This window comes from Chelatococcus albus, assembly GCF_030067675.1.
GTDB classification, from domain to species: Bacteria; Pseudomonadota; Alphaproteobacteria; order Rhizobiales; family Beijerinckiaceae; genus Chelatococcus_A; species Chelatococcus_A albus.
The window spans coordinates 202,349-226,193 of the sequence record NZ_JASJEV010000004.1 but is presented as its reverse complement, the minus strand read 5'-3'; the positions used below and the strand labels follow the sequence as shown (position 1 = coordinate 226,193).

The 23,845-nt window shown below is 69.9% G+C and carries 23 protein-coding genes and 1 tRNA gene; 14 read left to right on the top strand and 10 right to left on the bottom strand.

All coding sequences use genetic code 11. From position 1 onward, the window contains the following. Window positions 1–122 precede the first annotated feature (122 nt). On the top strand, window positions 123–1,139 hold the full coding sequence (locus tag QNA08_RS08690) for an alpha/beta fold hydrolase (protein WP_283740297.1): 1,017 nt from the start codon (window positions 123–125) through the stop codon (window positions 1,137–1,139). Here QNA08_RS08690 and hisN read toward each other — a convergent pair. Beyond that, window positions 1,077–1,859, bottom strand: a complete 783-nt coding sequence (gene hisN, locus QNA08_RS08685) for a histidinol-phosphatase (RefSeq protein ID WP_283740296.1) — start codon at window positions 1,857–1,859, stop codon at window positions 1,077–1,079. The two genes, QNA08_RS08690 and hisN, sit on opposite strands and share 63 nt — an antisense overlap. Window positions 1,860–2,024: 165 nt before the next feature. Here hisN and QNA08_RS08680 point away from each other — a divergent pair, with 165 nt between their 5' ends. After that, window positions 2,025–3,320, top strand: a complete 1,296-nt coding sequence (locus QNA08_RS08680; RefSeq protein ID WP_283740295.1) for an MFS transporter — start codon at window positions 2,025–2,027, stop codon at window positions 3,318–3,320. Window positions 3,321–3,534: 214 nt separating this feature from the next. On the opposite strand, the gene QNA08_RS08675 is transcribed toward QNA08_RS08680, so the two are convergent. Continuing rightward, the gene (locus QNA08_RS08675) at window positions 3,535–4,425 is read right to left on the bottom strand and encodes an N-formylglutamate amidohydrolase (RefSeq protein ID WP_283740294.1); all 891 of its coding nucleotides are present in this window, start codon (window positions 4,423–4,425) and stop codon (window positions 3,535–3,537) included. A 188-nt stretch (window positions 4,426–4,613) separates the two neighbouring features. Between QNA08_RS08675 and cpdR the strand changes: the two genes are divergently transcribed. From cpdR to QNA08_RS08655, 4 genes are all read left to right on the top strand, one after another. Continuing rightward, window positions 4,614–4,973, top strand: coding sequence for a cell cycle two-component system response regulator CpdR (gene cpdR / locus QNA08_RS08670; protein ID WP_283740293.1), 360 nt, complete (start codon window positions 4,614–4,616; stop codon window positions 4,971–4,973). 176 nt (window positions 4,974–5,149) lie between these two features. Continuing rightward, window positions 5,150–5,224, top strand: a tRNA-Val gene (locus QNA08_RS08665). 45 nt (window positions 5,225–5,269) lie between these two features. After that, window positions 5,270–5,395 carry a type B 50S ribosomal protein L36 gene (gene ykgO, locus QNA08_RS08660; protein WP_283740292.1) on the top strand — a complete coding sequence of 42 codons (126 nt, stop codon included), beginning with the start codon at window positions 5,270–5,272 and terminating at the stop codon, window positions 5,393–5,395. Window positions 5,396–5,565: 170 nt separating this feature from the next. Then, window positions 5,566–6,174, top strand: coding sequence for a tetratricopeptide repeat protein (locus QNA08_RS08655; RefSeq protein ID WP_283740291.1), 609 nt, complete (start codon window positions 5,566–5,568; stop codon window positions 6,172–6,174). 62 nt (window positions 6,175–6,236) lie between these two features. On the opposite strand, the gene pyk is transcribed toward QNA08_RS08655, so the two are convergent. The 4 genes from pyk to QNA08_RS08635 all read right to left on the bottom strand — a co-directional run bounded on the left by pyk (window position 6,237) and on the right by QNA08_RS08635 (window position 10,411). Further along, window positions 6,237–7,667: a pyruvate kinase gene (pyk, locus tag QNA08_RS08650; protein ID WP_283740290.1), complete on the bottom strand. Its 1,431-nt coding sequence runs from the start codon at window positions 7,665–7,667 to the stop codon at window positions 6,237–6,239. Continuing rightward, the gene (locus tag QNA08_RS08645; RefSeq protein ID WP_340321856.1) at window positions 7,664–8,110 is read right to left on the bottom strand and encodes a DUF1036 domain-containing protein; all 447 of its coding nucleotides are present in this window, start codon (window positions 8,108–8,110) and stop codon (window positions 7,664–7,666) included. The genes pyk and QNA08_RS08645 overlap by 4 nt, the downstream gene beginning before the upstream one ends. A gap of 67 nt (window positions 8,111–8,177) precedes the next feature. Next, window positions 8,178–9,473: a glycerate kinase type-2 family protein gene (locus tag QNA08_RS08640; RefSeq protein WP_283740289.1), complete on the bottom strand. Its 1,296-nt coding sequence runs from the start codon at window positions 9,471–9,473 to the stop codon at window positions 8,178–8,180. A 5-nt stretch (window positions 9,474–9,478) separates the two neighbouring features. After that, window positions 9,479–10,411, bottom strand: a complete 933-nt coding sequence (locus QNA08_RS08635; protein ID WP_283740288.1) for a DMT family transporter — start codon at window positions 10,409–10,411, stop codon at window positions 9,479–9,481. 113 nt (window positions 10,412–10,524) lie between these two features. Here QNA08_RS08635 and QNA08_RS08630 point away from each other — a divergent pair, with 113 nt between their 5' ends. From QNA08_RS08630 to QNA08_RS08620, 3 genes are all read left to right on the top strand, one after another. Beyond that, the gene (locus tag QNA08_RS08630) at window positions 10,525–11,376 is read left to right on the top strand and encodes an N-formylglutamate amidohydrolase (RefSeq protein ID WP_283740287.1); all 852 of its coding nucleotides are present in this window, start codon (window positions 10,525–10,527) and stop codon (window positions 11,374–11,376) included. Between the two features lie 48 nt (window positions 11,377–11,424). Continuing rightward, entirely contained in the window at window positions 11,425–11,727 is a 303-nt protein-coding gene (locus QNA08_RS08625) for a DUF1244 domain-containing protein (RefSeq protein WP_283740286.1), read from the top strand. A 278-nt stretch (window positions 11,728–12,005) separates the two neighbouring features. Further along, window positions 12,006–12,257, top strand: a complete 252-nt coding sequence (locus QNA08_RS08620; RefSeq protein ID WP_283740285.1) for a DUF2312 domain-containing protein — start codon at window positions 12,006–12,008, stop codon at window positions 12,255–12,257. A gap of 79 nt (window positions 12,258–12,336) precedes the next feature. On the opposite strand, the gene QNA08_RS08615 is transcribed toward QNA08_RS08620, so the two are convergent. From QNA08_RS08615 to QNA08_RS08600, 4 genes are all read right to left on the bottom strand, one after another. Next, a complete protein-coding gene (locus QNA08_RS08615; protein WP_283740284.1) occupies window positions 12,337–14,115 on the bottom strand; it encodes a peptidoglycan L,D-endopeptidase MepK in 1,779 nt (592 codons plus the stop codon). Window positions 14,116–14,343: 228 nt separating this feature from the next. Beyond that, window positions 14,344–16,179 carry a L,D-transpeptidase family protein gene (locus QNA08_RS08610; protein ID WP_283740283.1) on the bottom strand — a complete coding sequence of 612 codons (1,836 nt, stop codon included), beginning with the start codon at window positions 16,177–16,179 and terminating at the stop codon, window positions 14,344–14,346. A 208-nt stretch (window positions 16,180–16,387) separates the two neighbouring features. Next, window positions 16,388–17,893, bottom strand: a complete 1,506-nt coding sequence (locus QNA08_RS08605; protein WP_283740282.1) for a sigma-54-dependent transcriptional regulator — start codon at window positions 17,891–17,893, stop codon at window positions 16,388–16,390. Between the two features lie 127 nt (window positions 17,894–18,020). Beyond that, window positions 18,021–18,179: a hypothetical protein gene (locus QNA08_RS08600; protein ID WP_283740281.1), complete on the bottom strand. Its 159-nt coding sequence runs from the start codon at window positions 18,177–18,179 to the stop codon at window positions 18,021–18,023. Between the two features lie 325 nt (window positions 18,180–18,504). On the opposite strand from QNA08_RS08600, the gene QNA08_RS08595 reads away from it, so the two are divergent. From QNA08_RS08595 to QNA08_RS08575, 5 genes are all read left to right on the top strand, one after another. Further along, window positions 18,505–20,355, top strand: a complete 1,851-nt coding sequence (locus tag QNA08_RS08595; RefSeq protein ID WP_422679880.1) for a M3 family oligoendopeptidase — start codon at window positions 18,505–18,507, stop codon at window positions 20,353–20,355. Between the two features lie 95 nt (window positions 20,356–20,450). After that, on the top strand, window positions 20,451–21,833 hold the full coding sequence (locus tag QNA08_RS08590) for an ABC1 kinase family protein (protein WP_283740280.1): 1,383 nt from the start codon (window positions 20,451–20,453) through the stop codon (window positions 21,831–21,833). A gap of 168 nt (window positions 21,834–22,001) precedes the next feature. Then, window positions 22,002–22,157: an aa3-type cytochrome c oxidase subunit IV gene (locus tag QNA08_RS08585; protein ID WP_283740279.1), complete on the top strand. Its 156-nt coding sequence runs from the start codon at window positions 22,002–22,004 to the stop codon at window positions 22,155–22,157. A gap of 77 nt (window positions 22,158–22,234) precedes the next feature. After that, window positions 22,235–23,371 (top strand): Re/Si-specific NAD(P)(+) transhydrogenase subunit alpha, encoded by a 1,137-nt coding sequence (locus QNA08_RS08580; RefSeq protein WP_283740278.1) that lies wholly within the window; start codon window positions 22,235–22,237, stop codon window positions 23,369–23,371. A 23-nt stretch (window positions 23,372–23,394) separates the two neighbouring features. Then, window positions 23,395–23,844, top strand: a complete 450-nt coding sequence (locus tag QNA08_RS08575) for an NAD(P) transhydrogenase subunit alpha part 2 (protein WP_283740277.1) — start codon at window positions 23,395–23,397, stop codon at window positions 23,842–23,844. The last annotated feature ends 1 nt before the right edge of the window (window position 23,845 follow it).

The window sequence follows — 23,845 nt, the reverse complement described above, 5'->3', positions numbered from 1 at the left end:
CCCCTCCCGGCGCACAGCTCGACAGGTGGCTGGATACCGTTCCGCCATCATGCACGCCGCGCTGGAACAGGCTATAAGACCAGCGATCGCCGCCCTGCGGCCGAAAAGAGCACGAGGCAACGGTGGAGCTCGTCGCGACGCCCGGCAATCCCGTACCCAGCCAGCCGACGGTGATGCGCGTCGTCGCGGCGGATGGCGTCGGCCTGAGGGTCGCACGCTGGCGCCCGACGGGAAAGCCATCGAAGGGGACCGTCTGCATCGTCCAGGGGCGCGCCGAGTTCATCGAGAAATATTTCGAGACGGTCCGCGACCTGCGTCGCCGGGGCTTCGCCGTCGTCGCCTTCGACTGGCGCGGCCAGGGCGGCTCCGAGCGCGAGCTGAAGAACGGGCGCAAGGGCCACATCGACGACTTCTCGCTCTACCAGCGCGACCTGGACGCCGTGATCCGCCACGTGCTCCAGCCGCACTGCCCGCGGCCGCATTTCGCCCTTGCCCATTCCATGGGCGCGGCGCTGCTGCTGCAGCGCTCCCGCGAGGGGCACGGCCATTTCGCGCGCCTCGTCGCGCTCGCGCCGATGATCGCGCTCTCCATGGTCAAGCGGAACACGGCCGCCCGCCTCGCTGCCATGCTCCTGGACGGCCTGGGTTTCGGGGCAGCCTTCATCCCTGGCGGTGGTGAGACGTCGATCGCGACCAAGCCCTTCGCCGGCAATCGGCTCTCGAACGATCCCGTGCGTTACGCCCGCAACGCCGCCGTGGTCGCGGCCGCCCCGGAACTCGCCATCGGCGATCCCACCATCGCCTGGATCAACGCGGCCTATCGGTTCATGCGCGGCTTTCAGGAGCCGCGCTTCGCGCTGAATGTGACGACGCCGACGCTCGTCGTGGCGGCGGGTGCCGATCCGGTCGTGGCGACGCCTGCGGTGGAGCGTTTCGCCGCCCGGCTCAAGGCGGGCCACGCGCTCGTCATCCCGCATGCGAAGCATGAGATCCTGATGGAGCGCGATGTCGTGCGCGAGGCCTTCTGGGCCGCCTTCGACGCCTTTGTGCCCGGATCGCCGGTGTTCGATGGCGTGTCAGCCGTTGAGGAGTCGCAGCGCCGCCTCGTGGACGCGAGCGTCGCCGGCGGCGACGACTGAGCCGCCACGGGTCACCGGGCCGCCGTTCCAGCTCGTTACCACGCCGCCGGCCCCCTCGATGATCGGCACGAGCGCGACGATGTCGCAGGGCTTGAGCTCGGTCTCGACGACGAGGTCGAGGTGGCCGGCCGCCACCATGCAGTAGGCGTAGCAATCGCACCCGTAGCGGGCGAGGCGTGTCTCGCGTTCGACACGCTCGTAGGCCTCGCGGGCCGCGCCGGTGAACATGCGCGGCGAGGTGGTCGAGATGGTCGCCTCCGCCAGCGAGGGGCAGGATCGCGTCTTCAGGGCGCGCGCGCCGGTCGGCCCCCGGTAGCCGGCGCTGCCGCCGTCGCCGAAGAAGCGCTCCTGCGTGAACGGCTGGTGCATCATGCCGTAAACCGGCACGTCGTTACGCTTCAACCCGATGAGCGTGCCCCACAGCGGCAGGCCCGAGATGAAGGCCTTCGTACCGTCGATGGGGTCGAGCACCCAGACATATTCGGCCTCCTCGTTCTCGCTGCCGAATTCCTCGCCCTCCAGGCCGTGGTCGGGGAAGGTGCGCTTGATGAGCTGGCGCATGGCCGCCTCGCCCGCGCGGTCGGCCTCGGTGACGGGGTCGAAGTCGCGGCCGAGCGACTTGTCCTCCGCCATGAGCGAGGTGCGGAAGAAGGGCAGGATGGCCTGGCCCGAAAGCGTGGCGAGCTCGTCCACGAAGTGCGAGAAATCCACGGCGGTCATGAGCGGGCCTTCCGGTGAGCCTTGTGCTGGGCGGCGGGCAGGGCTGCGCGCCTCAAGGGTCATATCCCCGCGGGCGTCTTCTAGAAAGGGAGAAGATGACGACGAGGCGGAGCACTGCGCAGAGTGCCTGTGACATCCGCCCATGGGAGAGAGCGAGCGAGGGGCATGAGCGGCGCGACCGTGGACCGCAAAGAGGCGACGCGCGCCGACGGGGAGCCGCGCGGCGTTGCGGCGCTCGCCCTCGTCGCCATCCTCACCGCCATCTACAGCGTCAGCCAGTTCCTCAGGAATTCCATCGGCGTGATCGCCCCCGACCTCGCGCGCGAGCTTGGCCTCGGGGGGACCGACCTCGGGCTCCTGTCGAGCGCCTTCTTCTTCGCCTTCGCTGCGGCGCAGATCCCGGTCGGTATCGCCATCGACCGTTACGGGCCGAAGCGTGTGATGCTCGTCTGCGCGGCGATCACGGTCACGGGCGCGCTGCTCTTTGCCGCCGCCACGAGCGCCGGGGTCCTCGTCGTCTCGCGCATGTTGCTTGGCCTCGGCTGCTCCAGCTTCTTCATGGGACCGCTCGCCATCTATGCGCGGGTCTTCCCGCCTGAGCGCTTCGGCATCATCACAGGCGTGCAGCTCGGCGCAGGCAGCATCGGCACCCTCCTCGCGACGGCGCCGCTCGCGGCTTCCGCCGCCCTGGTCGGCTGGCGGGCGAGCTTTGCGGCCGTCGCTCTCTTCGCCGCGGCGGCGGGGCTCCTCGTGGCCGCCGGCGTGCGGGCGGGGACGCGGCCGGTCGCGGGCGGCGAGAGCTGGAGCGAGGCGCTTGCCGGCGTACGCGAGGCGATTGCGATGCCGTCGTTCTGGCCCGTGTTCCTCGTGCACGCCACGGGCTACGCGGTCTTCGGCACCGTCGTCGGGCTGTGGGCCGGGCCATGGCTGACGGACCGGTTCGGCTTCGGCCTCGAGGGGCGCGGTACCGCCCTCCTCGCGGCCTCCCTCGCCCAGGTGGCGGCGCTCTTCCTGTGGGGCGCCTCCGACCGCTGGCTCGGCGGGTACAAGCGTCCGGTGCTCCTCGGCGGCACGGCGACCTGTCTTTGCCTCGCCGTTGCCGTCCTGATGCCACTCGGCGCCACGGGCGCGCGCCTCTGGCTCGTCGGCCTCGGCGCGAGCGTCGCCTTCACGCCCATGGTGATGGCGCACGGCAAGTCGCTGTTTCCGCCGCACCTGACGGGGCGCGGCATCACGCTGACGAACATCGGCACGATGGGCGGCGTCTTCGTCATGCAGACGCTGACGGGCATGCTCATGGACCGTTTCGGCCGGACCGCCGCGGGCGGCTACCCGGCGGAGGCCTACCGCCTCGTTTTCGTTCTGCTTGCGATCGCGTTGGGCGCAGCGCTCGTTTCCTATGCATTCGCGCGCGATCCGCACCCATGCAGGCAGCGCGGCATGGGGTTGCGAAAAAGATAGGTCAATGAGCCTTGCTTTTTGTGCGGTGCGGGGGCATATTGCTGCAGTGCGATACGGCGATTGGGTTCGCTGTATCGCTGCCCTCCTTGGGCGTTTCCTCCCTAGACTTGGGCCGCACATGCAAGTGTGCGGCCTTTTTTCTTGGCCGGTTTCCGACGGGCTTCCTGGCCGGGCGTCGGCCGGCTGCGCCCTGCCGGTGCGGCGGGCGGGTGGCCTATTCCGCTGCGATTCTGTTGGGCGTAAGCTCCGCCGGGAGCACCGCCACCAGCGCGGCGACGACAGCCGACAGATCGTCTGCAAGGCGCGCGAAGTCGCTGCTCGGTTCGAGCGTCCGCTCGTCCATGTAGAGGGCGCGGTTGATCTCGATCTGCAGGGCGTGCCGATTCGTGGCCGGTTCTCCGTAGTGCTCGGTGATGAAGCCGCCGGCGTAGGGCTTGTTGCGCACGACGAAATAGCCGCGCCGCCGCAGCTCGACTTCGACGCAGTCGGTCACGGCGGCCGCGCAGCTCGTGCCGTAGCGGTCTCCCAGCACGACGTCGGCGCGCATCGGCTCGTCCCGGACGAGGCTCGACGAGGGCATGGAGTGGCAGTCGAACAGCACGGCAGTACCGAACTGGCGTAAGGTGCGGGAGAGGAGCTGGCGCAACGTCCGGTGATAGGGCTTGTAGAGCCACTCGATCCGCTTCAGCGCCTCCTCCGCCGGCAGCTTGCCGGTGTAGATCTCCTGGCCGTCGCCGACGAGGCGCGGGATCGTGCCAAGGCCCCCGGCCACACGCATCGAGCGGGTATTGGCGAAGGCGGGCAGGCGCCCCTCGAACATGCGCGGGTCGAGTTCGTAGGGCTCGCGGTTGACGTCGAGATAGGCGCGCGGGAAGGACGCCGTCATCAGCGGCGCGCCGAGCCCGACGACGCCGGCGAAGAGCCGGTCGACATGGGCATCCTCGGACCGGCGCAGGGTCAGCGGGTCGAGCCGCGAGGTTTCCAGGAAGCGGCGCGGATAGACCCTGCCCGCATGCGGCGCGTTGAAGACGAAGGGCACCGCCTGGCGGTCGGGCTCCGCGACCGTGAAGGGCAGATCGAGTTCGGGTTCGACGATCGAGGACATTCCGGCCGGAGCGTTGGTCGGGCACGCAGGGAGAGCGCGAGCCTTCGATTGATAGTGGCGTCTTCGCCGGGTCCTGTCCACTTGACGGAAAGCCATGTGGCGCGACCATTCTTCATGGGTTGTTTACGACGACTCTCCTTTATGGGTCGTCGATCGCCCGTGCCGCCGACCACGCGTTCCAGAATGCCATGAGCAAGATTCTTCTCGCCGAAGACGACAACGACATGCGCCGCTTCCTCGTCAAAGCCCTGCAGAACGCGGGCTATGAGGTGGCCTCCTTCGACAATGGCCTCTCGGCCTACAATCGCCTGCGCGAGGAGCCCTTCGAGCTTCTGCTCACGGACATCGTCATGCCGGAGATGGACGGCATCGAGCTCGCCCGCCGGGCGACCGAGCTCGACCCCGACATCAAGGTCATGTTCATCACCGGCTTCGCCGCCGTCGCGCTCAACCCCGATTCCCAGGCGCCGAAGGACGCCAAGGTCCTCTCCAAGCCCTTCCATCTGCGCGAGCTCGTGAACGAGGTGGAAAAGCTGCTCGCGGCGTGACGATTTTCCGTGGATCACGGCTTGCGCGCCCGGCGGCGAGCCGCTATATCCGCGACCCACGGAATGCGGGTTCGCCCGTGCTCCACCCCTTTGCGGCAGGTCGGGTTCGCCCGGGTTGCCCGAGTTCCGCCAGACGCGCTTCCGAGTGATGGCTTGTCTTGCGGATGCTCGCCAGAGGGCGCGTAGCTCAGCGGGAGAGCACTACGTTGACATCGTAGGGGTCACAGGTTCGATCCCTGTCGCGCCCACCATTCTATTACGGCCGGTTCCACGACCAGCCGCACGGAGACCGGACCATGAAGATCCGCAACTCGCTCAAGTCGATCCGCGACCGTCACCGCGACAACCAGCTGGTGCGCCGCAAGGGTCGCGTCTACATCATCAACAAGACCCAGAAGCGCTACAAGGCGCGTCAGGGCTGATCCTTCGTCGCGCCCGGGCGCGGCGGCGGTCGCTCTCAACTTTTCTTCCATTTGCGGTCGAAGCCCGGCGGTTCGCCGGGCTTTTGGCGTTCGGCCGGCCCGGGGCGGCTCACAGGCTCGTGCACGGCGGCCGGTTCCACCCGGCGGACGATGGCCCTAGACTTCCATGAATGAGAGTTTCGCCGGTCATTGCTGCCATTCTGCTCCTGGTCGGGGCACCACTGCCCGCGGTGCAGGCCGCCACGCAGGGTGATCCGCCGCGGGCGAGCGAGGCGAAGCCGCCGACGGCTGAGCGCGCGAGGGCCGCGCTCGACAAGCTGTTCGAGCGCCTGGCGGCGGCGCGAGACGCCGAGGAGGCGGCCGGGATCGCGAAGCTCATCGAGCGGCGCTGGCTGCAGTCCGGCAGTGACACCGCCGACCTTCTGATGAGCCGCGCGCTCGCCGCCCTGGCGGGCAACGACCAGCCGCTCGCGGTCGAGCTCCTCGATCGCACCATCGCGCTGCAGCCGGACTGGGCCGAGGCATGGCACAAGCGCGCCACGCTGTTCTTCATGATGGGCGATACGGAGCAGGCCATCGCCGACGTGCGCCAGACCCTGGCGCACGAGCCGCGCCACTTCACCGCCTGGGCCGGTCTCGGCGTTCTATTCGAACGGGCCGACGACAAGAGGCGAGCCCTTGAGGCATACCGCCGGGCGCTGGCGCTGCATCCCTATCTCGGGGACGTGCGCAGCGCCATCGACCGGCTGACGCGCGATGTCGGCGGCCGCGACATCTGATGTCGGACGGCGAGGGTGCCGATTCGGCCGGGGACGCCCCGCCCGGCACGGCGCGACCCGCCTCAGGCGCCGCCTTCCGAGTTGACGAAGGCGACACGCACCATGTTGGTGGCGCCGGGCGTGCCGAAGGGCACGCCCGCGACGATGATGATGCGTTGGCCGGGCTTGGCGAAGTCGTCACGGTAGGCCTGCTGGCAGGCGCGGGTCGCCATGTCGTCGACGTCGCGGGCGTCTTCCGTGACGATCGCGTGCACGCCCCAGACGAGGGCGAGGCGCCGGGCCGTGGAGACGTTCGGTGTGAGGGCCAGGACCGCGGTCTGCGGCCGCTCGCGCGCGATGCGCAGGCCCGTGGCACCCGAGGCGGTCCAAGCCACGATCGCCTTCAGGTCGAGCGTCTCGGCGATGGTGCGCGCCGCGGCCGCGATGGCGTCTGCGCCCGTCGCTTCCGGCTCGGCACGCTGGCCGTTGATGATGGCCCGGTAGTTGGGGTCGCCCTCGATCTCCTCGGCGATGCGGTTCATGGTGGTGACCGCCTCGACCGGATACTGGCCGGCCGCGCTTTCGGCCGAGAGCATGACCGCGTCCGCACCCTCGAAGACGGCCGTGCCCACGTCCGACACCTCGGCGCGCGTCGGCACGGGCGAGGTGATCATCGATTCGAGCATCTGGGTGGCGACGACCACCGGCTTGCCCAGCCGCCGCGCCGCACGCGTGATCTGCTTCTGGATGCCCGGCACCTTCTCGAGCGGCATCTCGACGCCCAGGTCGCCGCGGGCGACCATCAGCGCGTCCGCCGCCTCGATGATCTCGTCGAGGCGGGCAACCGCCTGGGGCTTCTCGATCTTGGCCATGACGAGCGCCCGCCCGCGCGCGATCTTGCGCACCTCGGCGATGTCCTCCGGCCGCTGCACGAAGGAGAGCGCAATCCAGTCGACCCCGATGTTGACGGCCGCCTCGAGGTCGGTGCGGTCCTTCTCCGTCATGGCCGAGACGGGAATGACCGTGTCGGGCAGGCTCACGCCCTTGCGGTTCGAGATCTTGCCGCCGACGACGACGCGGGTGACCGCCTTGCCCTTGCCGACGCTCTCCACCACGAGGCGGATCTTGCCGTCGTCGACGAGGACGGTATGGCCGGCCTCGAGTGATTCGAGGATCTCTGGATGCGGCAGGTGCACGCGCTTGGCATTGCCGGGCCTCGGGTCCGCGTCGAGCACGAAGCGGTCGCCGGCGGCGAGCATGGCGGCATCGCCGTCGAAGGTGCCGACGCGCAGCTTCGGCCCCTGCAGATCGACCAGGATGCCGATGGGCCGGCCGTACTTCTCCTCCACCGAGCGGATGGCGGCGACGCGCTCGGCGAGCTCGTCCTTCGACATGTGGCTCATGTTGATGCGGAAGACGTCCGCACCGGCCTCGAAGAGGCGGGCGATCATCGCGGGTTCGTTGGAGGCCGGCCCGAGCGTCGCCAGGATCTTCACGCGCCGCATGCGCCTCATCGAGGAACCTCCGTCGGTCGATTGTTGTCGGTGAGATGAATGGTCCAGCTTTTCTGCTCGCCGGTATCGACCTCGAAGAAGCCCACCCGGTCGTAGCCGCGCGCCAGGCAGTCTTCTATGCCGCGGATGGCGAATTCCTTATCCCGCGTGCAGAGAAATGACTTTCCGCTCCACTCGCCGCCACGGTCGTAGTCGACGGCGTGGATGTAGTAGTAGCGGGCGGCGAGCGGACCCTTGAGCAGCGTCTCGCAGCCGCCGCGGGCCGAGATGTTCCACCAGCCTTCGGTGATCCAGCCCTGGGCGTCGCGGTAGCCGAGGGCGACCCCGACGCGGCTGCCCGACATGTTGCAGACCCGCAGGTCGGCACGAGCGGAAGAGGCGAGGGCGGCGAATGCGGCGAGGGCGCCCAGCATGGCCGCCAAGGCGCGTGCGCGGATCGGCATCGGTCGAATGATCATAGCCAAAAGTAGGCCCCCAACCGTGCCCTTGTCGCCGCGTTGCCCCACGCTGTCAACGCGCGCCGTCGACCAGAATGACACGGCAATCGTTGACATTGGTCAGTGTCGGACCGGGCACGAGCAGGTCGCCCAGGGGTTCGAAGAAGCCGGTCGAGTCGTTGTCGGCGAGGGAGGCGGCCGCATCGAGGCCGAGCATGCCCGCTCTCGCCAGTGTCGTTTCGTCGATGACTGCGCCCGCCGGGTCGCTCGCCTTGCCGCCTCCGCCGTCGGTGCCGTCCGTATCCCCGGCGAGTGCCGCGATGCCTGTCTCGCCGGCGAGCGCAAGGGCAAGCGCCAGCGCATATTCCTGGTTCGGGCCGCCGCGCCCCTGCCCGGCGATGGTGACCGTCAGCTCGCCGCCCGAGAGGATGGCGACGCGCCGTCCCGCCGCCTTCGCCGCGCGGGCGAGGCGGGCGTGCTCGGCCGCCACCTCGCGCGCCTCGCCCTCGAGGTCGGCGCCGAGCACCTGCGGCTCGTAGCCGGCGGCCCGGGCCGCCTCGGCGGCGGCCGCGATGGCGTCGGCCGGTTTTGTCACGATGCGGAATTCGCTGCGGGCGAAAACCGCGTCACCCGGCTTCGGCGTCTCGTTGGCGGGATCGTCGAGGAGCGCCGCTGCCGCGGGCGGCAGTGCGATGCCTCGCCGCGCCGCGACCGCCCGCGCCTCGGCGAGTGTCGTCGGGTCGGGCACCGTCGGCCCCGAGGCGATTGTGGACGGGTCGTCGCGGGGCACGTCGGAGACGGCGAGCGTCAGGATGCGCGCCGGCGCGGCGAGGCGGGCGAGGCGCCCGCCCTTGATGCGCGAGAGATGCTTGCGCACGGTGTTGATCTCGCCGATCGAGGCGCCCGAGCGCAGGAGCGCCTTGGTCACGGCCTGTTTCTCGGCGAGGGTGAGGGCGCCGGCGGGAGCGATCCAGTTCGCCGAACCGCCGCCCGAGATGAGCACGAGCACGAGGTCGTCCTCGCCCGCCGCCTCGGCCAGCGCGAGGACGCGTTCCGTCGCGGCGACGCCCTCGGCGTCCGGCACCGGATGTCCCGCCTCGACCACCGGCACGAGGGCCGTCGGCGCGCCGTAGCCGTGGCGGGTGACGGCGAGGCCGGTGAGCCGGTCCGGCCCGAGGCCGTGGCGCTCGCGGTAGAACGCTTCCGCCACGGCCGTCATGCTGCCCGCGGCCTTGCCCGCGGCGAGCAGGACGACACGGCCGCGCGGCGGTGGGGGCAGATGGTCGGCGAGCCATGTCTTCGGATGGGCGGCGGCAACAGCCGCGTCGTAGATCGCGCGCAGGATGGCGCGGCGGTCGGGCTCGGGCATGGGGCTCACGCCTCCTCCTTTATTTCCCTTCGCGGCCGGGCGAGCCAGATGCCCGCAAGGATGAGCGCGCCGCCGGAGATCTGCGCGGGGCCGAGGCTCTCGCCGAGCAGCACCCAGGCGAAGAACGCCGCGGCGATCGCCTCGAGGAAGATGACGAGCGACGAGAAGACGGCCGGCAACCGCCCGAGGGCGATCGCGAGCAACCCCTGCCCGCCGGCATGGCTTACCCAGGCGATGACGAGGAGGGCCAGGAGCCCTTCGAGGCTTGCCGGCAGCAGCCGCCCTTCCATGACGAGGGCCACGGCGAAGAGCACCGCGCTTGTCACCACGGTGGTCTCGAAGGTGACGCGCGCGGCGCGGGTCTCGCGTCGCGCCCTTTCCACGGCAAGGAAATAGAGGCCGAAGAACACCGCCGTGCCGAGGCCGAAGGCGTCGCCTGGCAGCCGGCCGGGCGCAAGGCTCAGGCTGTCCCAGACGAGCGCCGCCCCGCCCGCGAGGCAGAGCGACAGGCCGAGCACGACGCCTCGCGCCACGCGCCGACGCAGGACGAGCCAGGTGACGAGGACGACCCACAGTGGCGCAGTGGTGGCGAAGAAGGTGGCATTGGCGATCGTCGTGTTGACGATGGCGAGATGCCAGAGGAACAGGTCGCCGGAGAAGGCGAGGCCGGCGAGCACGGTCGCCTGGGTGAAGCGGGCGTTGCGTTCCCCGGGGCGCCCCCGCTCGTCGAGCTTCATCCAGAGGTAGAGCGCCGGCAATGCGAGCGCCACGCGCCAGAAGGCGCTCGTGAAGGGCCCCACGTCGGCGAGCCGCACGAAGACGGGCGACAGCCCCATGGCAAGCGCGCCTGCGACGAGGGCGAGGAAGGCGCTGGTGCGCCCGGCCTCGCCGATGGTCGGGCGCGCTGCGGTTCGCTGGGGCTCGGAAGTCACGGTCATCGGGAAAGGTGGGGGCAGGCGCAGGCTCGGGCTCGCGGACCGGACAGTCCTATGGCAAGTTCGTCGGCCCGTCACCACCGGCGTGGCCCCCATCGGCAAGTCTTCCTTCTCCCATGCGCCGCCTGCCCCCCTCGGTTCCAGCGCCCGTCGTCCCGGATGCCACGGACGAAGCCCTGTCGATCACGCCCTGGCCGATCGAGGCGATTGGCGGCGATCCCGCCACCGGGCTCCTCCTCCTGTGCGATCACGCCTCCAACGAGATCCCGGCGGAATATGATTCCCTCGGCCTGCCGCCGCGCGAACTCGAGCGCCACATCGCCTATGACATCGGCGCGGCGGCAGTGACGCGCCGGATGGCCGAGCTCACCGGCGCGCCGGCCATCCTCACCCGCTTCTCGCGCCTCCTCATCGATCCGAACCGCGGCGCCGACGATCCGACCCTCGTCATGCGCCTGTCAGACGGGGCCATCGTGCCGGGCAACGCCCGAATCGACGAGGCGGAGGTGGCACGCCGCATCGCGCGCTTCTACCGCCCGTATGATGCCGCCATCCGCGCGACTATCGACGCGTCCCTGGCGGCGGGCGTCGTGCCGGCCGTCGTATCGATCCACAGCTTCACACCCGTGTGGCGGGGCTCGCCTCGCCCCTGGCACGCCGGCGTGCTGTGGGACGCGGACCCGCGCCTCGCCGCGCCCCTCATCGCCGCGCTCAGGGCAGAGGGGGACATCGTGGTCGGCGACAACGAGCCCTACGACGGCGCCCTCGTCGGCGATACGCTCAACCGTCATGCGACGGTACGCGGCCTGCCGCATGCGCTCGTGGAGGTGCGGCAGGACCTGATCGCCGATGCGGCGGGGGCGCGAGGCTGGGGCGACCGGCTGGTCCGCCTCTTGCGCGGGATCGGGGAGGAGACCCATCTGCGCAGCATCGAACATTTTCCGAGCCGCACGGCGCAGCGGCGGTGAGGGGGCGCCGCGGACGCAGCCGGCCGTGTCACTCCGACGGAGACGGTGATGACCATTGACGAGAAGACGATGACCGAGCTCGAGGCGGCCGCGTTCCGGCGCCTCGTCGTGCACCTTCGCGAGCGGACGGACGTGCAGAACATCGACCTGATGAATCTCGCCGGTTTCTGCCGCAACTGCCTGTCCAACTGGCTGAAGGACGCGGCCGACGCGCGCGGCGTGGCGATGAGCAAGGATGAAAGCCGCGAGCATGTCTACGGCATGCCCTATGAGGACTGGAAGGCGCGCCACCAGAATGAGGCGACGGCCGAGCAGCGCGCAGCCTTCGATCGCAACCGCCCGCAGCACTGAGGGACGCGCTGGCCGCAGCATCGCAGGCGCCCGGACGTTTCCATTCTGGCCGGGAGCCGCTAATCTCCGCCTCCCCTTCGACTCGGATGCGCATGCCGCAGGCACGCGCTCCGCAGCGCGGGCGCTCCAGAGCGGACGGGGCCGGCTCAATCGGTCGGCCCGCGTATGTCCGTTCGCACGCATAAGGTGAGGGCGGGTTCGCTTGCCAAACGGTTCTCCGCTTTGGCCGGTCCCGTTCTGGCGCCCGTCATCCCGATCGAGTGAAGAGTACGAGGACCATGGTCTCTGACGTTGCCGATTCCGGCGTTGCCGCCGAAGAGCTCAAGCAGTTCATCGAGCGCATCGAGCGCCTCGAGGAAGAGAAGGCCGCCATCGCCGGCGACATCAAGGAAGTCTACGCCGAGGCCAAGGGGCGCGGCTTCGACACCAAGGCGATCCGCAAGCTCGTGTCCCTGCGCAAGAAGCCGCCGGAGGAGCGGCAGGAGGAGGAGGCGATCCTCGAGCTCTACATGCAGGCGCTCGGCATGTGACGCGCGATGCGGAAGGCCCGGATGGCACCGTCCGGGCCTTCTTTTCCGCGGGGAGCTCGACTGCGGGCTGTAGCGACAATCAGCGCTTGGCGGCGGCGAAGGTCGTCGTCGCCAGGGGCTTCACGGCCGGGCCGGTGAAGCGGTTGGTGGCGAGCTCCACCGCAGGCCCCTTGGTGAAGCTGGCCGTGATCGTCCGGGTGGGTGCCTCGGTCACGCCCGGCACCTCGACGCTCTGCGGGCGGATCCGCGCGGCTGCCACCCTGACGCGCGGCGACGGAGTAGCCTCGGTGACGGCGGCGGCGAAGAGGGCCTTGAGCGCGCTGCGTTCGCTCGGGTGGACCTGTCCGGTGACCTCCGGATCCGCCGGCAGGGCCGCGGGGGCCGGAGCGCGCGCGGCAAGCACGACCGGGCGCGTGGGCGGCGCCGGGTGATTGGCAGGCGCATAGGCGAGGGCTGCGACGACCGGAACGGCGCTGCCGAGCGCCCTGTCCCCGCCGCTCGTCGAGGCCGCGAGGGCCGCCAGGGCATTCTGCTCGCCCGCGGGTACCGCAACCGCTGCGGGCGGCGCACCGAGCGCGGCGAGCGCCACCGGCCGGGCCGGCGGCAACGGGACGTCGGCGAGCGTGGCGGCGACGGGCGCCACGTCGTCGGGGCGGCGCGGCGGCAGAGGAGCGAGCGCGGCGACCGTGGCGGTCGCGGGGTCGATTGGCCCATTTCCACCCTGGCCGGTCGGCCCCTGCTGCCAGACGAAGCGGGGACCGGTGGCGGGCGCCTGGGCCGCAGCGAGGACCGTGGGCGCATCCGTCGCGAGGCCGGCGGGGCGGGCGGCAGGCAGCGGGACGTCGGCCGCCACCGGCTCGGCTGCCGCAGGTGCCTTCGGCTGAGGTGCCTCGGGCGGGGCAGCAGCGATCGTCTCCTGTCGCGGCAGGGCGGCGACCACCGCCGGCTGCTGCGGCACCGCCGGCCGGCCGCGCGCCGAGTCATTGCGGAAGAAGCTCCAGGCGCTGTCATCCGGCCGGGAGCCGGCCGGCTGGGAATTCGGGGGCGCCGCTGCCGCCACCTGCCGGCCGCCGCGGGCGGGTCTGCTGTAGTCCTGATCCTCGTCCTCCTCGTCGCCGCCACCGAAGAGGGCGGCCCAGAGGCTCTTGCGGCGTGTGGGCTGCGCCGCCTCCCCCGCATCGGCATAGGCCGAGGCGTAGCCCGCCACCGAGCCGCCGCGCGCGATGATCTCGGCCGCGGCCACGTCGTAACCCTCGAGCGGGCGCCCGTCGGCCGGCAGATGCACCGTCTTGCCGTCCGGGAAGAGGCGTGCGAGCTGGTCGCGTGTCATGCGCGGCCAGGAGCGCACGCTGCCCGCGTCGAGATGCACGAATGGATTGAACGAGGTCGGGTAGTAGCCGACGCCCCCGCGCTGCAGGCGCATGGCGATGGCGCGCACCTTGTCCATGCCGACGTCCGGCAGGTAGAAGTCCATTGCCTTGCCGAGCATATGCTGGCTGTGCTTGGCCACGGCCCGCGAGCGTCGGCGCAGCATGGCGTTGGTCTCGGGCGCGCGGTAGGCCGAGACGACGTGGATCGCCTCCCGCGAGCCGACCTCGCGCTGCACTTCCCAGACGATGTCGAAGAGCTTCGGATCCATCTGGGTCGGCTCGTCGCGCCGCCAGTCGCGCAGGATCCAGTTGAGTTGCTTCAGCGCGTCACGGTCGTAGAAGCCGTTGCGCCTGAAGGTGATGGCGGCGCTTTCCTTGGTATGCGTGTGGTAGATCTGGAGCGTGCGCGTCTCGCCGTTGGCGACCGCGTTCTGCAGGTCACGCGTGCCGGCGACGAGGGCGCCGGCGGCTATCAACGCATTGAACATCAGGCGCGATACACGTCCCTTCGGGGACAGCGCCTTGCGGAAGCGCGTCGGATACAAAAGCGAACTCGTCCGTTGCGAGGCCACGTGCCGTTGGAGCCCGTGGCGGCCAAACGATGAACGAACTCTTGCCGAGAAGGCTTAACGAGACGTTAGCCCCAGCCCGGAAACCCAGCGGCTGCTGCGGATAAGGCCGAACCATGGCAAAAAGATGCCTTGCGGCGCGAGAGCTCAGCGCAGGCCGAGCGCTGCCTTGACGCGTGCGTCGACGCCGTAGATGTCGTCACGCGTCTGCAGTTCTCCGTCCGTGCCGACGACCGCGGTGAAATAGGTGAGGTGCACCGGCAGCGGATGGCCGAGCTTGATGAAGCGCTCCTTGCCGCCCACCAGCTTGCGCACCCGCTCTTCCGACCAGCCGCCCTCCTCGGCGAGGACGAGCTCGGCGAAGCGGAAGGGCTGGTCCACGCGCACGCAGCCGTGGCTCATGGCGCGCCGCTCGCTGCGGAAGAGATGCCGGCCGGGGGTGTCGTGCAGGTAGACCGCGTGCTCGTTGGGGAACATGAACTTGATGTTGCCGAGCGCATTGCGCTCCCCCGGCGGTTGCCTGACGGAGATCGAATTGCCGCGGCGGATGACCTCGTAGCCGCGCCGCGTCGCATAGTCCGGATCGACCGCGAGCTGCGGCAGGAACTCCTTCTTCAGGATCGACGGCGGCACGTGCCAATAGGGATTGACGATGAGGTGCTCCATCACGTCCGAGAAGATCGGCGTGGGGCTCTCCGGCTTGCCGACGATGACGCGGGCGGAGTGGACCGTCTCGCCGTCGCGCACGAGGCGCAGCGTATAGGCGGGAATGTCGACGAACACGTGCCGCTCGCCGAGCTCCGCCGGCAGCCAGCGCCAGCGTTCCATATTGGCGATGATGGTGCCCTCGGCGCGCGAGGCCGGCGCGCCGGCGGCGAGCATGGCCACCGTCTGGCGGGTCAGCACGCCGCTCGCAGGCAGGCCGTTCTGCTTCTGGAAGCTGGCGACGGCGGCCGCGACCTTCTCGTCGTAGGTCGTGTCGTCGTGCTCGCCGTGCGGGTCCGGGCCGAGGCCGAAGCGCGCCCGGATGAGCGGCACGCGCGGGTCGCGCATGCCGATCTTGAGGGCGGGCCCCGCCGGCACCCTGACCATGGGCACGGGCTGTGACGGCCGCGCGGCGCGGATCTCGGCGAGCTTCTCCTTCAGCGCACGATAGCCGGCATGCGGCGGGTTGTAGGCGGCGAGGGCGGCAGCCGCGTCCGTGCTCTCGGCGAGGCCCGCCAGCACTGCCTCGGCGCTCGGCAGGTCGAGCTTCGGCGTGATCAGTTTCGAGAGGCGGGGCGGCTCGATGCGCCCGCCGCGGGCATCGCGCGCATAGGCGACCGCGGCGGCGGAGAGTTTCAGCTCGGCATCGGCGAGGGCCGCCTGTCGCTCGGCTTTCGGCAGCACGTCGACGGTCGGCAGCGGATAGTCGGCGGGATCGAGCCCGTCTTCGGCAGCCCGCTCGATCTGCGCCATCACATGGCGCGCCCGCGCGTTCCACTGTTCTCCGTCGAGCCAGAGGGGGGCATAGCCGCGGCCCGCATAGAAGGCTCCCACCGCCTCTCGCTCGCGCTTGCCGAGGCGAGCCTGGGCGAGAGCCTCACCCTTGGCGAGCCGTTCGGCGATCATGGCCTTGGCGATGTCCGCCGTCGGGATCTGGACGATGACCGGCGGCACGTCGGGGGGCGGCAGATCGACCACCGGCAGGTCGCGCGACGTCACGTCAGCCGTCGCCTGCGACTTGCCCGCCGCGCCGGACACGGGCGGCTCGCCCTCCGGCCCGCGCGTCGGGCGCAGGGCCATGCCCTCGGGCAGGGAGCCGGTGATCGCGGTGGGATCGGCCTGCGGCGCCACGACGACCTCGACCAGCGGCGGCTCGGGCAGGGCGAGGTCGAAGGGAACCTGCGCAGGAACGGCCGCCTCGTTGGCCCGGGAGGCACCGGCCGCCGTCGCAGCGAGACAGACGCCAATCAACCACGCACCGGCGACGCGCGCACGCATGAAGAGCCTCCTGAGCTCAACACATTGATGATGCGAGTCGTTCCCCTCGGACAGAGGGGGCATCCGTCGGGAATCGACCCGCCTGGTACCGCCGACCGGCGCGCGCCCTGTGTGGCGCGTCGGTCCATCGAACGCAAGCACGCTAGCGGTAGCGTGAAACCGTGGCCGTGCGATCCCGCACCGGCGTGCCCCTCGGGTCACAGCCTCCTCACGCCGCCGCGTCCGAGGCCGGATCGTCGTCCTCCGACCCTCCCTCGAGGCCGAGGTCCTTGAGCTTGCGGTAGAGCGTCGAGCGGCCGATGCCGAGACGGCGCGACACCTCCGACATGTGGCCGCGATAGTGCTGCAGGGCGAAGCGGATGGCCTCGCCCTCGATGTCCTCGAGGCGGCGCACCTCGCCCGAACCGTCGACGAGCGTCAGCGCGTTCGGATCGCGCACCTCGACCCGCACGATCTCGCGCACGGGCTGGGGCGCGGCAGCCGTCGGCGCATGGGCGGCGGGGGCTGGCGGGATGCACACATCGAAACCGTCGACCTGCGCCGCGATCTGGGGGAATTCGGCGAGCGTCAGCTCGTCGCCGTCGGCGAGCACGACCGCCCGGAAGACGGCGTTCTCAAGCTGGCGGACGTTGCCCGGCCAGTCGTAGCGCATGAGCAGCGTCATGGCCTCCGGCGTCACGGCGCGCACGCGCTTGCCCTCCTCGGCGGAGAACCGGGCGAGGAAGGAGCGCACGAGGTCCGGGATGTCCTCGGTCCGGGCGCGCAGCGGCGGCAGCGTCATGGGGAAGACGTTGAGCCGGTAGTAGAGATCCTCGCGGAAGCGGCCCTGCTTCACGAGGTCGAGCAGGCTCTTGTTGGTGGCGGAGATGAGCCGGATGTCCACCTTGACGGACTTGCGCCCGCCGACCGGGTCGACCTCGCCCTCCTGGATGGCGCGCAGGAGCTTCACCTGCGCGTCGAGGGGCAGCTCGCCGATCTCGTCGAGAAAGAGCGTGCCGCCGTTCGCCTCCACGAACTTGCCGACATGCTTTTCGGTGGCGCCGGTGAAGGCACCCTTCTCGTGGCCGAAGAGGATGGATTCGACGAGGTTCTCCGGGATCGCGCCGCAGTTCACCGTGACGAAGGGCTTGCCGCGCCGGTCGCCCGAGCCCTGGATGGCGCGCGCCAGTACTTCCTTGCCGACGCCCGACTCGCCCTCGATCAGGACAGGAATGTTGGAGCGGGCCGCCCGTTCGGCGAGGCGCAAGGCCCGTGTCATGTCGGCGCTGCGCGTGGCGATGTCCTTGATGGAGAGGTTGCCGGAGGCGCGGCGCTTCAGGCGCCTGATCTCGTCCTCGAGCGCGTCGGTGCGCAGTGCGTTCTTGATGGAGACCTGCAGGCGCTCCGCCCCGACCGGCTTCACGACGAAGTCGGCCGCACCCGCCCGCATGGCGTTGACGACGGTCTCGATGGAACCGTGCGCCGTCTGCACGATGACGGGTACGCTCACCTCGCGCTCCCGCAGGGCCGCGAGCACCCCCATGCCGTCGAGGTCCGGCATGACGAGGTCGAGGATGACGAGATCGATGCTCTCGCCGTCAGGGCCGGCGAGCAGCGCGAGCGCCTGTTCGCCCGTTTCGGCAACCACCGCCTCGTAACCGAAGCGGCGAATCATCGCCTCGACGAGGCGGCGCTGCACGGGATCATCGTCAACGATGAGGATTTGGCTCGTCATCAGTCCGGCGTTGCTCCCGCACGGTGTTTCGTTTCGGGGCAATGCTCGACGACAAGGGTAAAGCGGCTGTTAACGCAGCCGCGAACGACGATGCCACCGCACTGCCCGCATGGACCGGCTGCCGGGTCTAGACGTCAGCCGGGCCGTCCGGCCCGTGCAGCGCCGGCCGGCCGTCGCCGACGGCGAGGCGCGAGGTCCGTTGCGCTTCCTCCGGCAACGCTCCGCCGAATGAGGGAAACCGGGCAACGGGGACGGTGACCAGGGCGCTGATGAGGATCGAGACCATCGGCAATCTCCGGACTCTCGCAGCAATCGTCGCTCCGGGCTGGAGCGATGCCCCAGCACGGTATTGTCTTACAGGGAGAAGGGCGCGGCAACTGCGTCGTGGCCGGGGACTGGATCCGGCCCGCCACGCCGCCGCAAGCCTGGTCGCCTCCGCCCGCTCGGGTGCTGATGGCGGGGGGCGCGACGGGATGCGCGTGACACATTGATCGAGGCCCCGTCCGGGCCGATATCATGGCGCACGCGGAATCGCCCGATTCCCTCCCCGACCTACGGCTGCCCGGCTCGCCCAGCCGCGGTCGCCCCATGATCGCAGGAACGAGACTGTCATGACCTTTGCCCATCCCGCCGAGCAGCGCGCCATGTCCACCGCTGCAGCCGCACGCGTTGCAGATGGTCTTGGTCCGCTGCCGGAGTGGGATCTGACGCATCTCTATCCGGCGATGGAGGCGCCGGCCTTCGCCGAGGACCTCGCCCGCGCCGAGGCCGAGTGCAAGGCCTTCGCCGAAGCCTACCGCGGCAAGCTCGATGCGATCGCGCGCGGGCCCGAGGCGAGCGTGGCGCTGGGGGCAGCGGTCGAGCGCTACGAGGCGATCGAGGACCTGCTCGGCCGGCTCATGTCCTATGCGAGCCTCGTCTATGCCGGCGACACGACGGATCCCAAGTGCGCCAAGTTCTACGGCGATACGCAGGAGCGCCTGACGGCCGCGAGTTCGGAGCTTCTGTTCTTCACCCTCGAGCTCAACCGCATCGACGACGCGGTGATCGCGGCGGCGACCGCCTCGGGTCCGCTCGCCCGCTACCGCCCGTGGATCGAGGACATCCGCAAGGACAAGCCCTACCAGCTCGAGGACAAGATCGAGCAGCTCTTCCACGAGAAGTCCGTGACCGGCCGTGCCGCGTGGAACCGTCTGTTCGACGAGACCATCGCCTCCCTGCGCTTTTCCGTCGAGGGCGAGGAACTTGCGATCGAGCCGACGCTCAACAAGCTTCAGGAGCCGGACGAGGCCGTGCGCAAGGCGGCAGCGGAGGCGCTCGCCAAGGTCTTCAGGGACAACCTGCGCATCTTCACGCTCGTGACCAACACGCTCGGCAAGGACAAGGAGATTTCCGACCGCTGGCGCGGCTTCGAGGATGTGGCCGATTCCCGCCACCTCGCCAACCGGGTGGAGCGGGAGGTGGTCGACGCCCTGGTAAGGGCCGTGCGCGACGCCTACCCGCGCCTGTCGCACCGCTATTACGCCTTGAAGGCGAAGTGGTTTGGCAAGGAGAAGCTCGACCACTGGGATCGCAACGCACCGCTGCCCCAGGTCGAGACGCGCGCCATCGGCTGGGACGAGGCGCGCGACACGGTGCTCGGCGCCTATGCGGCCTTCTCGCCGCGCATGGCCGACATTGCGCGCCGCTTCTTCGACGAGCGCTGGATCGACGCACCCGTGCGCCCCGGCAAGGCACCGGGCGCCTTCGCCCATCCGACCGTGCCCTCCGCCCACCCCTATGTGCTTCTCAACTACCAGGGCAAGCCGCGCGATGTGATGACCCTTGCCCACGAGCTCGGTCACGGCGTGCACCAGGTGCTCGCGGCGCCGAACGGGGCGCTCATGGCCCCGACGCCGCTGACATTGGCCGAAACCGCCTCCGTCTTCGGCGAGATGCTCACCTTCCGCCGGCTCCTCGCCGAGACGCACGATCCGCGCCAGCGCAAGGCGATGCTGGCCGCCAAGGTCGAGGACATGCTCAACACGGTGGTGCGCCAGATCGCCTTCTACTCCTTCGAGCGCAAGGTGCACACCGAGCGGCGCGCCGGCGAGCTGACGGGCGACAGGCTGTGCGAGCTGTGGCTGTCGGTGCAGGAGGAGAGCCTCGGTCCGGCGATCCGCCTCGGTCCGGGCTACGAGACCTTCTGGGCCTATATCCCGCACTTCGTGCATTCGCCCTTCTACGTCTACGCCTATGCCTTCGGGGACTGCCTCGTGAACTCGCTCTATGGCGTCTACGAGAAGGCCGAGGCGGGCTTCGTCGACAAGTATTTCGCCCTCCTCTCGGCCGGCGGCACGAAGCACCACTCGGAGCTGCTCGCTCCCTTCGGTCTCGACGCGCGCGATCCGGCCTTCTGGCAGATCGGGTTGTCGATGATCGAGGGCCTCATCGACGACCTCGCCGCGATGGAGGGGGCGTGAAGGGCGGCCTCCTCACGGCAGGGCACCGCCGTCTGCTCTGGCAATCGCCCGTTCGCTGCATATCTGTGCCCGGGGGTGCCGTCGAGGATCCTGCCGTGAACGACCGAGACCGCGAAGCGAACCGCTTCACCGCCCGCGCCGCCCGCTATGCGCGCGTGGGGGCGAATGTCGGCGGCATCGCGGCCAAGGTGGTCGGATCGCGCATGCTCGGGGTCAGCCTCGACCGCGAGCGCAACGCCGCCGACCTCACGCGCGCCCTCGGCGGCCTCAAGGGTCCGATCATGAAGGTCGCCCAGCTCATGGCGACCGTTCCCGATCTCCTGCCGCCCGAATACGCGACCGAGCTGCAGAGGCTGCAGTCCGAGGCTCCGCCCATGGGCGCAGCCTTCGTCAAGCGGCGCATGATGGCCGAACTCGGCGCCGACTGGGCGGGGAAGTTCCGCTCCTTCGATCTCAGGCCGGCCGCAGCCGCCTCCCTTGGCCAGGTGCACCGCGCAACGGCGAAGGACGGCTCGGCGCTCGCCTGCAAACTGCAGTATCCCGATATGCAGTCGGCCGTGGAGGCGGATCTCGCCCAGCTCGAGATCCTCTTCGCAATCCATCGCCGCATGGACCCGGCCATCGACACGCGCGAGATCGCCAAGGAGATCGGCGCGCGCGTGCGCGAGGAACTCGACTACCGCCGCGAGGCCCGGCACGTCGCCCTCTACCGCGCCATGCTCGCGGACGTGCCGGAGGTGCGCGTGCCGAACGTCTGGCCGGAGCTGTCGACGGGCCGCCTCCTCACGCTCGACTGGCTTGAGGGGCGCAAGCTTCTCGCCTTCAAGAGCGCACCGCTCGACATGCGCAACCGCCTCGCAGTCGCCATGTTCAAGGCCTGGTGGCATCCCTTCAGCCACTTCGGCGTCATCCACGGCGACCCGCATCTTGGCAACTACACCGTCTTCGCAGAGGGCGGCGAACCCGAGCGGCCGGAAGCGCTCGGCATCAACCTCCTCGACTACGGATGCATCCGCATCTTCCCCGCTTCCTTCGTCGAGGGCGTGGTCGATCTCTACCGCGGTCTCCAGACCGACGACCGCGACCGCATCGTCTCGGCCTACGAGACCTGGGGGTTCCGGGCGCTCGGCAATGATCTCATCGACACGCTGAACATCTGGGCGCGGTTCATCTATGGCCCCCTGCTCGACGACCGCGTGCGCACCATCGCCGACGGCGTCTCGCCGGCCGAATACGGCCGGCGCGAGGCCTTCAGGGTGCACAGGGCCCTGAAGGAGAAGGGGCCGGTGACGGTGCCGCGCGAATTCGTCTTCATGGACCGCGCCGCGATCGGCCTTGGCGCCGTCTTCCTGCACCTCGGGGCGGAGCTCAATTTCCACCGCCTGTTCGAAGCCGAGATCGAGGAATTCTCGCGCCGCGTCATAGACGATCGTCAAAGCGCGGCGCTGGTGAAGGCCGGGCTGCGCGCTCATTCCTGAGCGATCCCGCCCGCAACCCGGCGTCCGGCGGTTGGACATTCGTTCTTAAACCGATTTAATCTATGCCATTGCCTCGCTTTGCGGCGTGACGGAGAATGCCCGCCCGCGTTGCAAGAGCTCATGCGTTGCGATAAAGCCGCAGGGCAACGACAATTGCCGAGGACCACCATGGCCGAGCCGCACAGCACCGTTCACCCCGCCGGGCACCCTGCGATGGACTACGAGGAGCACGAGAACACCTATCGTCTCTTCGTGACGGGCGCGAAGTGGGGAATGGGCTTCGTCGCCCTCGTCCTCGTGCTCATGGCCTATTTCCTCCTCTGATCTCCACCCGCAGTGACAGCGCCGTTCGCTCCGGGTCGTGGCGACCCGGAACGGGGCCACGTCTGGAGTGATCGACGATGCGCATCGCCATTCCCACCGAGACCGAGGCCAACGAGGGTCGCGTCGCCGCGACGCCCGAAACGGTCAAGAAATACGTCGGCCTCGGTGCCACGGTGGCGGTGCAGAAAGGCGCAGGCCTCGCCTCCGGCATTGCCGACGGCGACTATGAAGCGGCCGGCGCCACGATCGCCGCAACCGCCGAGGAGGCTGTCAAGGACGCCGACATCGTCCTGCGCGTGCGTCGCCCTTCCGCCGCCGAACTGTCGTCCTTCAAGAAGGGCGCGCTCGTTGTCGCCGTCATGGACCCCTACGGCAATGAGGCGGCCGTGCAGGCGCTCGCCGAGGCGGGCGTCGCCGCCTTTGCCATGGAGCTGATGCCGCGCATCACCCGGGCGCAGGTGATGGACGTGCTCTCCTCCCAGGCCAACCTCGCCGGCTATCGTGCCGTGATCGACGCCGCGGCGGAATATGGCCGGGCGCTGCCGATGATGATGACGGCCGCGGGCACCGTGCCGGCCGCCAAGGTCTTTGTCATGGGCGCGGGCGTCGCCGGCCTGCAGGCGATCGCCACGGCCCGCCGCCTCGGCGCCGTCGTCACGGCGACCGACGTGCGCCCCGCGGCCAAGGAGCAGGTCGAGTCGCTCGGCGCCAAGTTCATCGCCGTCGAGGACGAGGAGTTCAAGCAGGCCGAGACCGCCGGCGGCTACGCCAAGGAGATGTCGGACGCCTACAAGGCCAAGCAGGCCGAGCTTGTCGCCTCCCACATCGCCAAACAGGACATCGTCGTCACCACCGCGCTCATCCCGGGCCGTCCGGCGCCGAAGCTCGTGTCGAAGGCCATGGTGGAATCGATGCGACCGGGCTCCGTCATCGTCGACCTCGCCGTCGAGCGTGGCGGCAACTGTGAGGTCGCCAAGCCGGGCAAGGTCGTGATGCACAACGGCGTCAAGATCGTCGGCCATCTCAACGTGCCGGGCCGCCTCGCCGCCACGGCCTCGAGCCTCTACGCCAAGAACCTCTACGCCTTCGTCGAGACCCTGATCGACAAGAAGGCCAAGGCGCTGGCGGTGAACTGGGACGACGAACTCGTCAAGGCGACCTGCCTCACGCGCGACGGTGCCGTCATCCACCCGGCCTTCCAGCCGAAGGCCTGACCGGACAACTGGGGGAACGAGCCATGGCCAATCTCACGCCCGAACAGGCGATGGAAGGGGCCCGCGCGGCCGCCGAGACCGCCAAACAGGCGGCCACCGCTGCGCAGGCCTATGCCGACCAAGCCGCCGCCGCCCTCGGCGCCGCCGCCCATGCCGCGACGGGCGGGGCCGTCGACCCGACGGTCTTTCGCCTCGCGATCTTCGTGCTCGCCGTCTTTGTCGGCTACTACGTCGTCTGGTCCGTGACGCCGGCGCTGCACACGCCGCTCATGTCGGTGACCAACGCCATCTCCTCGGTGATTGTCGTCGGTGCGCTGCTCGCGGTAGGCGTGCAGGCGGACGCCGTGCTTGGCGACGGGCCGCTCTGGGCCCGGGCGCTCGGCTTCGTCGCGCTCGTCCTCGCCTCGGTGAACATCTTCGGCGGCTTCCTCGTCACGCAGAGGATGCTTGCCATGTACAAGAAGAAGGGGTGAA

What these genes read in the sequence shown, in the direction of transcription:
- hisN (WP_283740296.1), bottom strand. Translation starts at nt 1,859, where the DNA reads ATGACCGCCGTGGATTTCTCGCACTTCGTGGACGAGCTCGCCACGCTT.
- QNA08_RS08680 (WP_283740295.1), top strand. Translation starts at nt 2,025, where the DNA reads ATGAGCGGCGCGACCGTGGACCGCAAAGAGGCGACGCGCGCCGACGGG.
- QNA08_RS08675 (WP_283740294.1), bottom strand. Translation starts at nt 4,425, where the DNA reads ATGTCCTCGATCGTCGAACCCGAACTCGATCTGCCCTTCACGGTCGCG.
- cpdR (WP_283740293.1), top strand. Translation starts at nt 4,614, where the DNA reads ATGAGCAAGATTCTTCTCGCCGAAGACGACAACGACATGCGCCGCTTC.
- ykgO (WP_283740292.1), top strand. Translation starts at nt 5,270, where the DNA reads ATGAAGATCCGCAACTCGCTCAAGTCGATCCGCGACCGTCACCGCGAC.
- QNA08_RS08655 (WP_283740291.1), top strand. Translation starts at nt 5,566, where the DNA reads ATGAGAGTTTCGCCGGTCATTGCTGCCATTCTGCTCCTGGTCGGGGCA.
- pyk (WP_283740290.1), bottom strand. Translation starts at nt 7,667, where the DNA reads ATGAGGCGCATGCGGCGCGTGAAGATCCTGGCGACGCTCGGGCCGGCC.
- QNA08_RS08645 (WP_340321856.1), bottom strand. Translation starts at nt 8,110, where the DNA reads ATGCCGATCCGCGCACGCGCCTTGGCGGCCATGCTGGGCGCCCTCGCC.
- QNA08_RS08640 (WP_283740289.1), bottom strand. Translation starts at nt 9,473, where the DNA reads ATGCCCGAGCCCGACCGCCGCGCCATCCTGCGCGCGATCTACGACGCG.
- QNA08_RS08635 (WP_283740288.1), bottom strand. Translation starts at nt 10,411, where the DNA reads ATGACCGTGACTTCCGAGCCCCAGCGAACCGCAGCGCGCCCGACCATC.
- QNA08_RS08630 (WP_283740287.1), top strand. Translation starts at nt 10,525, where the DNA reads ATGCGCCGCCTGCCCCCCTCGGTTCCAGCGCCCGTCGTCCCGGATGCC.
- QNA08_RS08625 (WP_283740286.1), top strand. Translation starts at nt 11,425, where the DNA reads ATGACCATTGACGAGAAGACGATGACCGAGCTCGAGGCGGCCGCGTTC.
- QNA08_RS08620 (WP_283740285.1), top strand. Translation starts at nt 12,006, where the DNA reads ATGGTCTCTGACGTTGCCGATTCCGGCGTTGCCGCCGAAGAGCTCAAG.
- QNA08_RS08615 (WP_283740284.1), bottom strand. Translation starts at nt 14,115, where the DNA reads ATGTTCAATGCGTTGATAGCCGCCGGCGCCCTCGTCGCCGGCACGCGT.
- QNA08_RS08610 (WP_283740283.1), bottom strand. Translation starts at nt 16,179, where the DNA reads ATGCGTGCGCGCGTCGCCGGTGCGTGGTTGATTGGCGTCTGTCTCGCT.
- QNA08_RS08605 (WP_283740282.1), bottom strand. Translation starts at nt 17,893, where the DNA reads ATGACGAGCCAAATCCTCATCGTTGACGATGATCCCGTGCAGCGCCGC.
- QNA08_RS08600 (WP_283740281.1), bottom strand. Translation starts at nt 18,179, where the DNA reads ATGGTCTCGATCCTCATCAGCGCCCTGGTCACCGTCCCCGTTGCCCGG.
- QNA08_RS08595 (WP_422679880.1), top strand. Translation starts at nt 18,505, where the DNA reads ATGACCTTTGCCCATCCCGCCGAGCAGCGCGCCATGTCCACCGCTGCA.
- QNA08_RS08585 (WP_283740279.1), top strand. Translation starts at nt 22,002, where the DNA reads ATGGCCGAGCCGCACAGCACCGTTCACCCCGCCGGGCACCCTGCGATG.
- QNA08_RS08580 (WP_283740278.1), top strand. Translation starts at nt 22,235, where the DNA reads ATGCGCATCGCCATTCCCACCGAGACCGAGGCCAACGAGGGTCGCGTC.
- QNA08_RS08575 (WP_283740277.1), top strand. Translation starts at nt 23,395, where the DNA reads ATGGCCAATCTCACGCCCGAACAGGCGATGGAAGGGGCCCGCGCGGCC.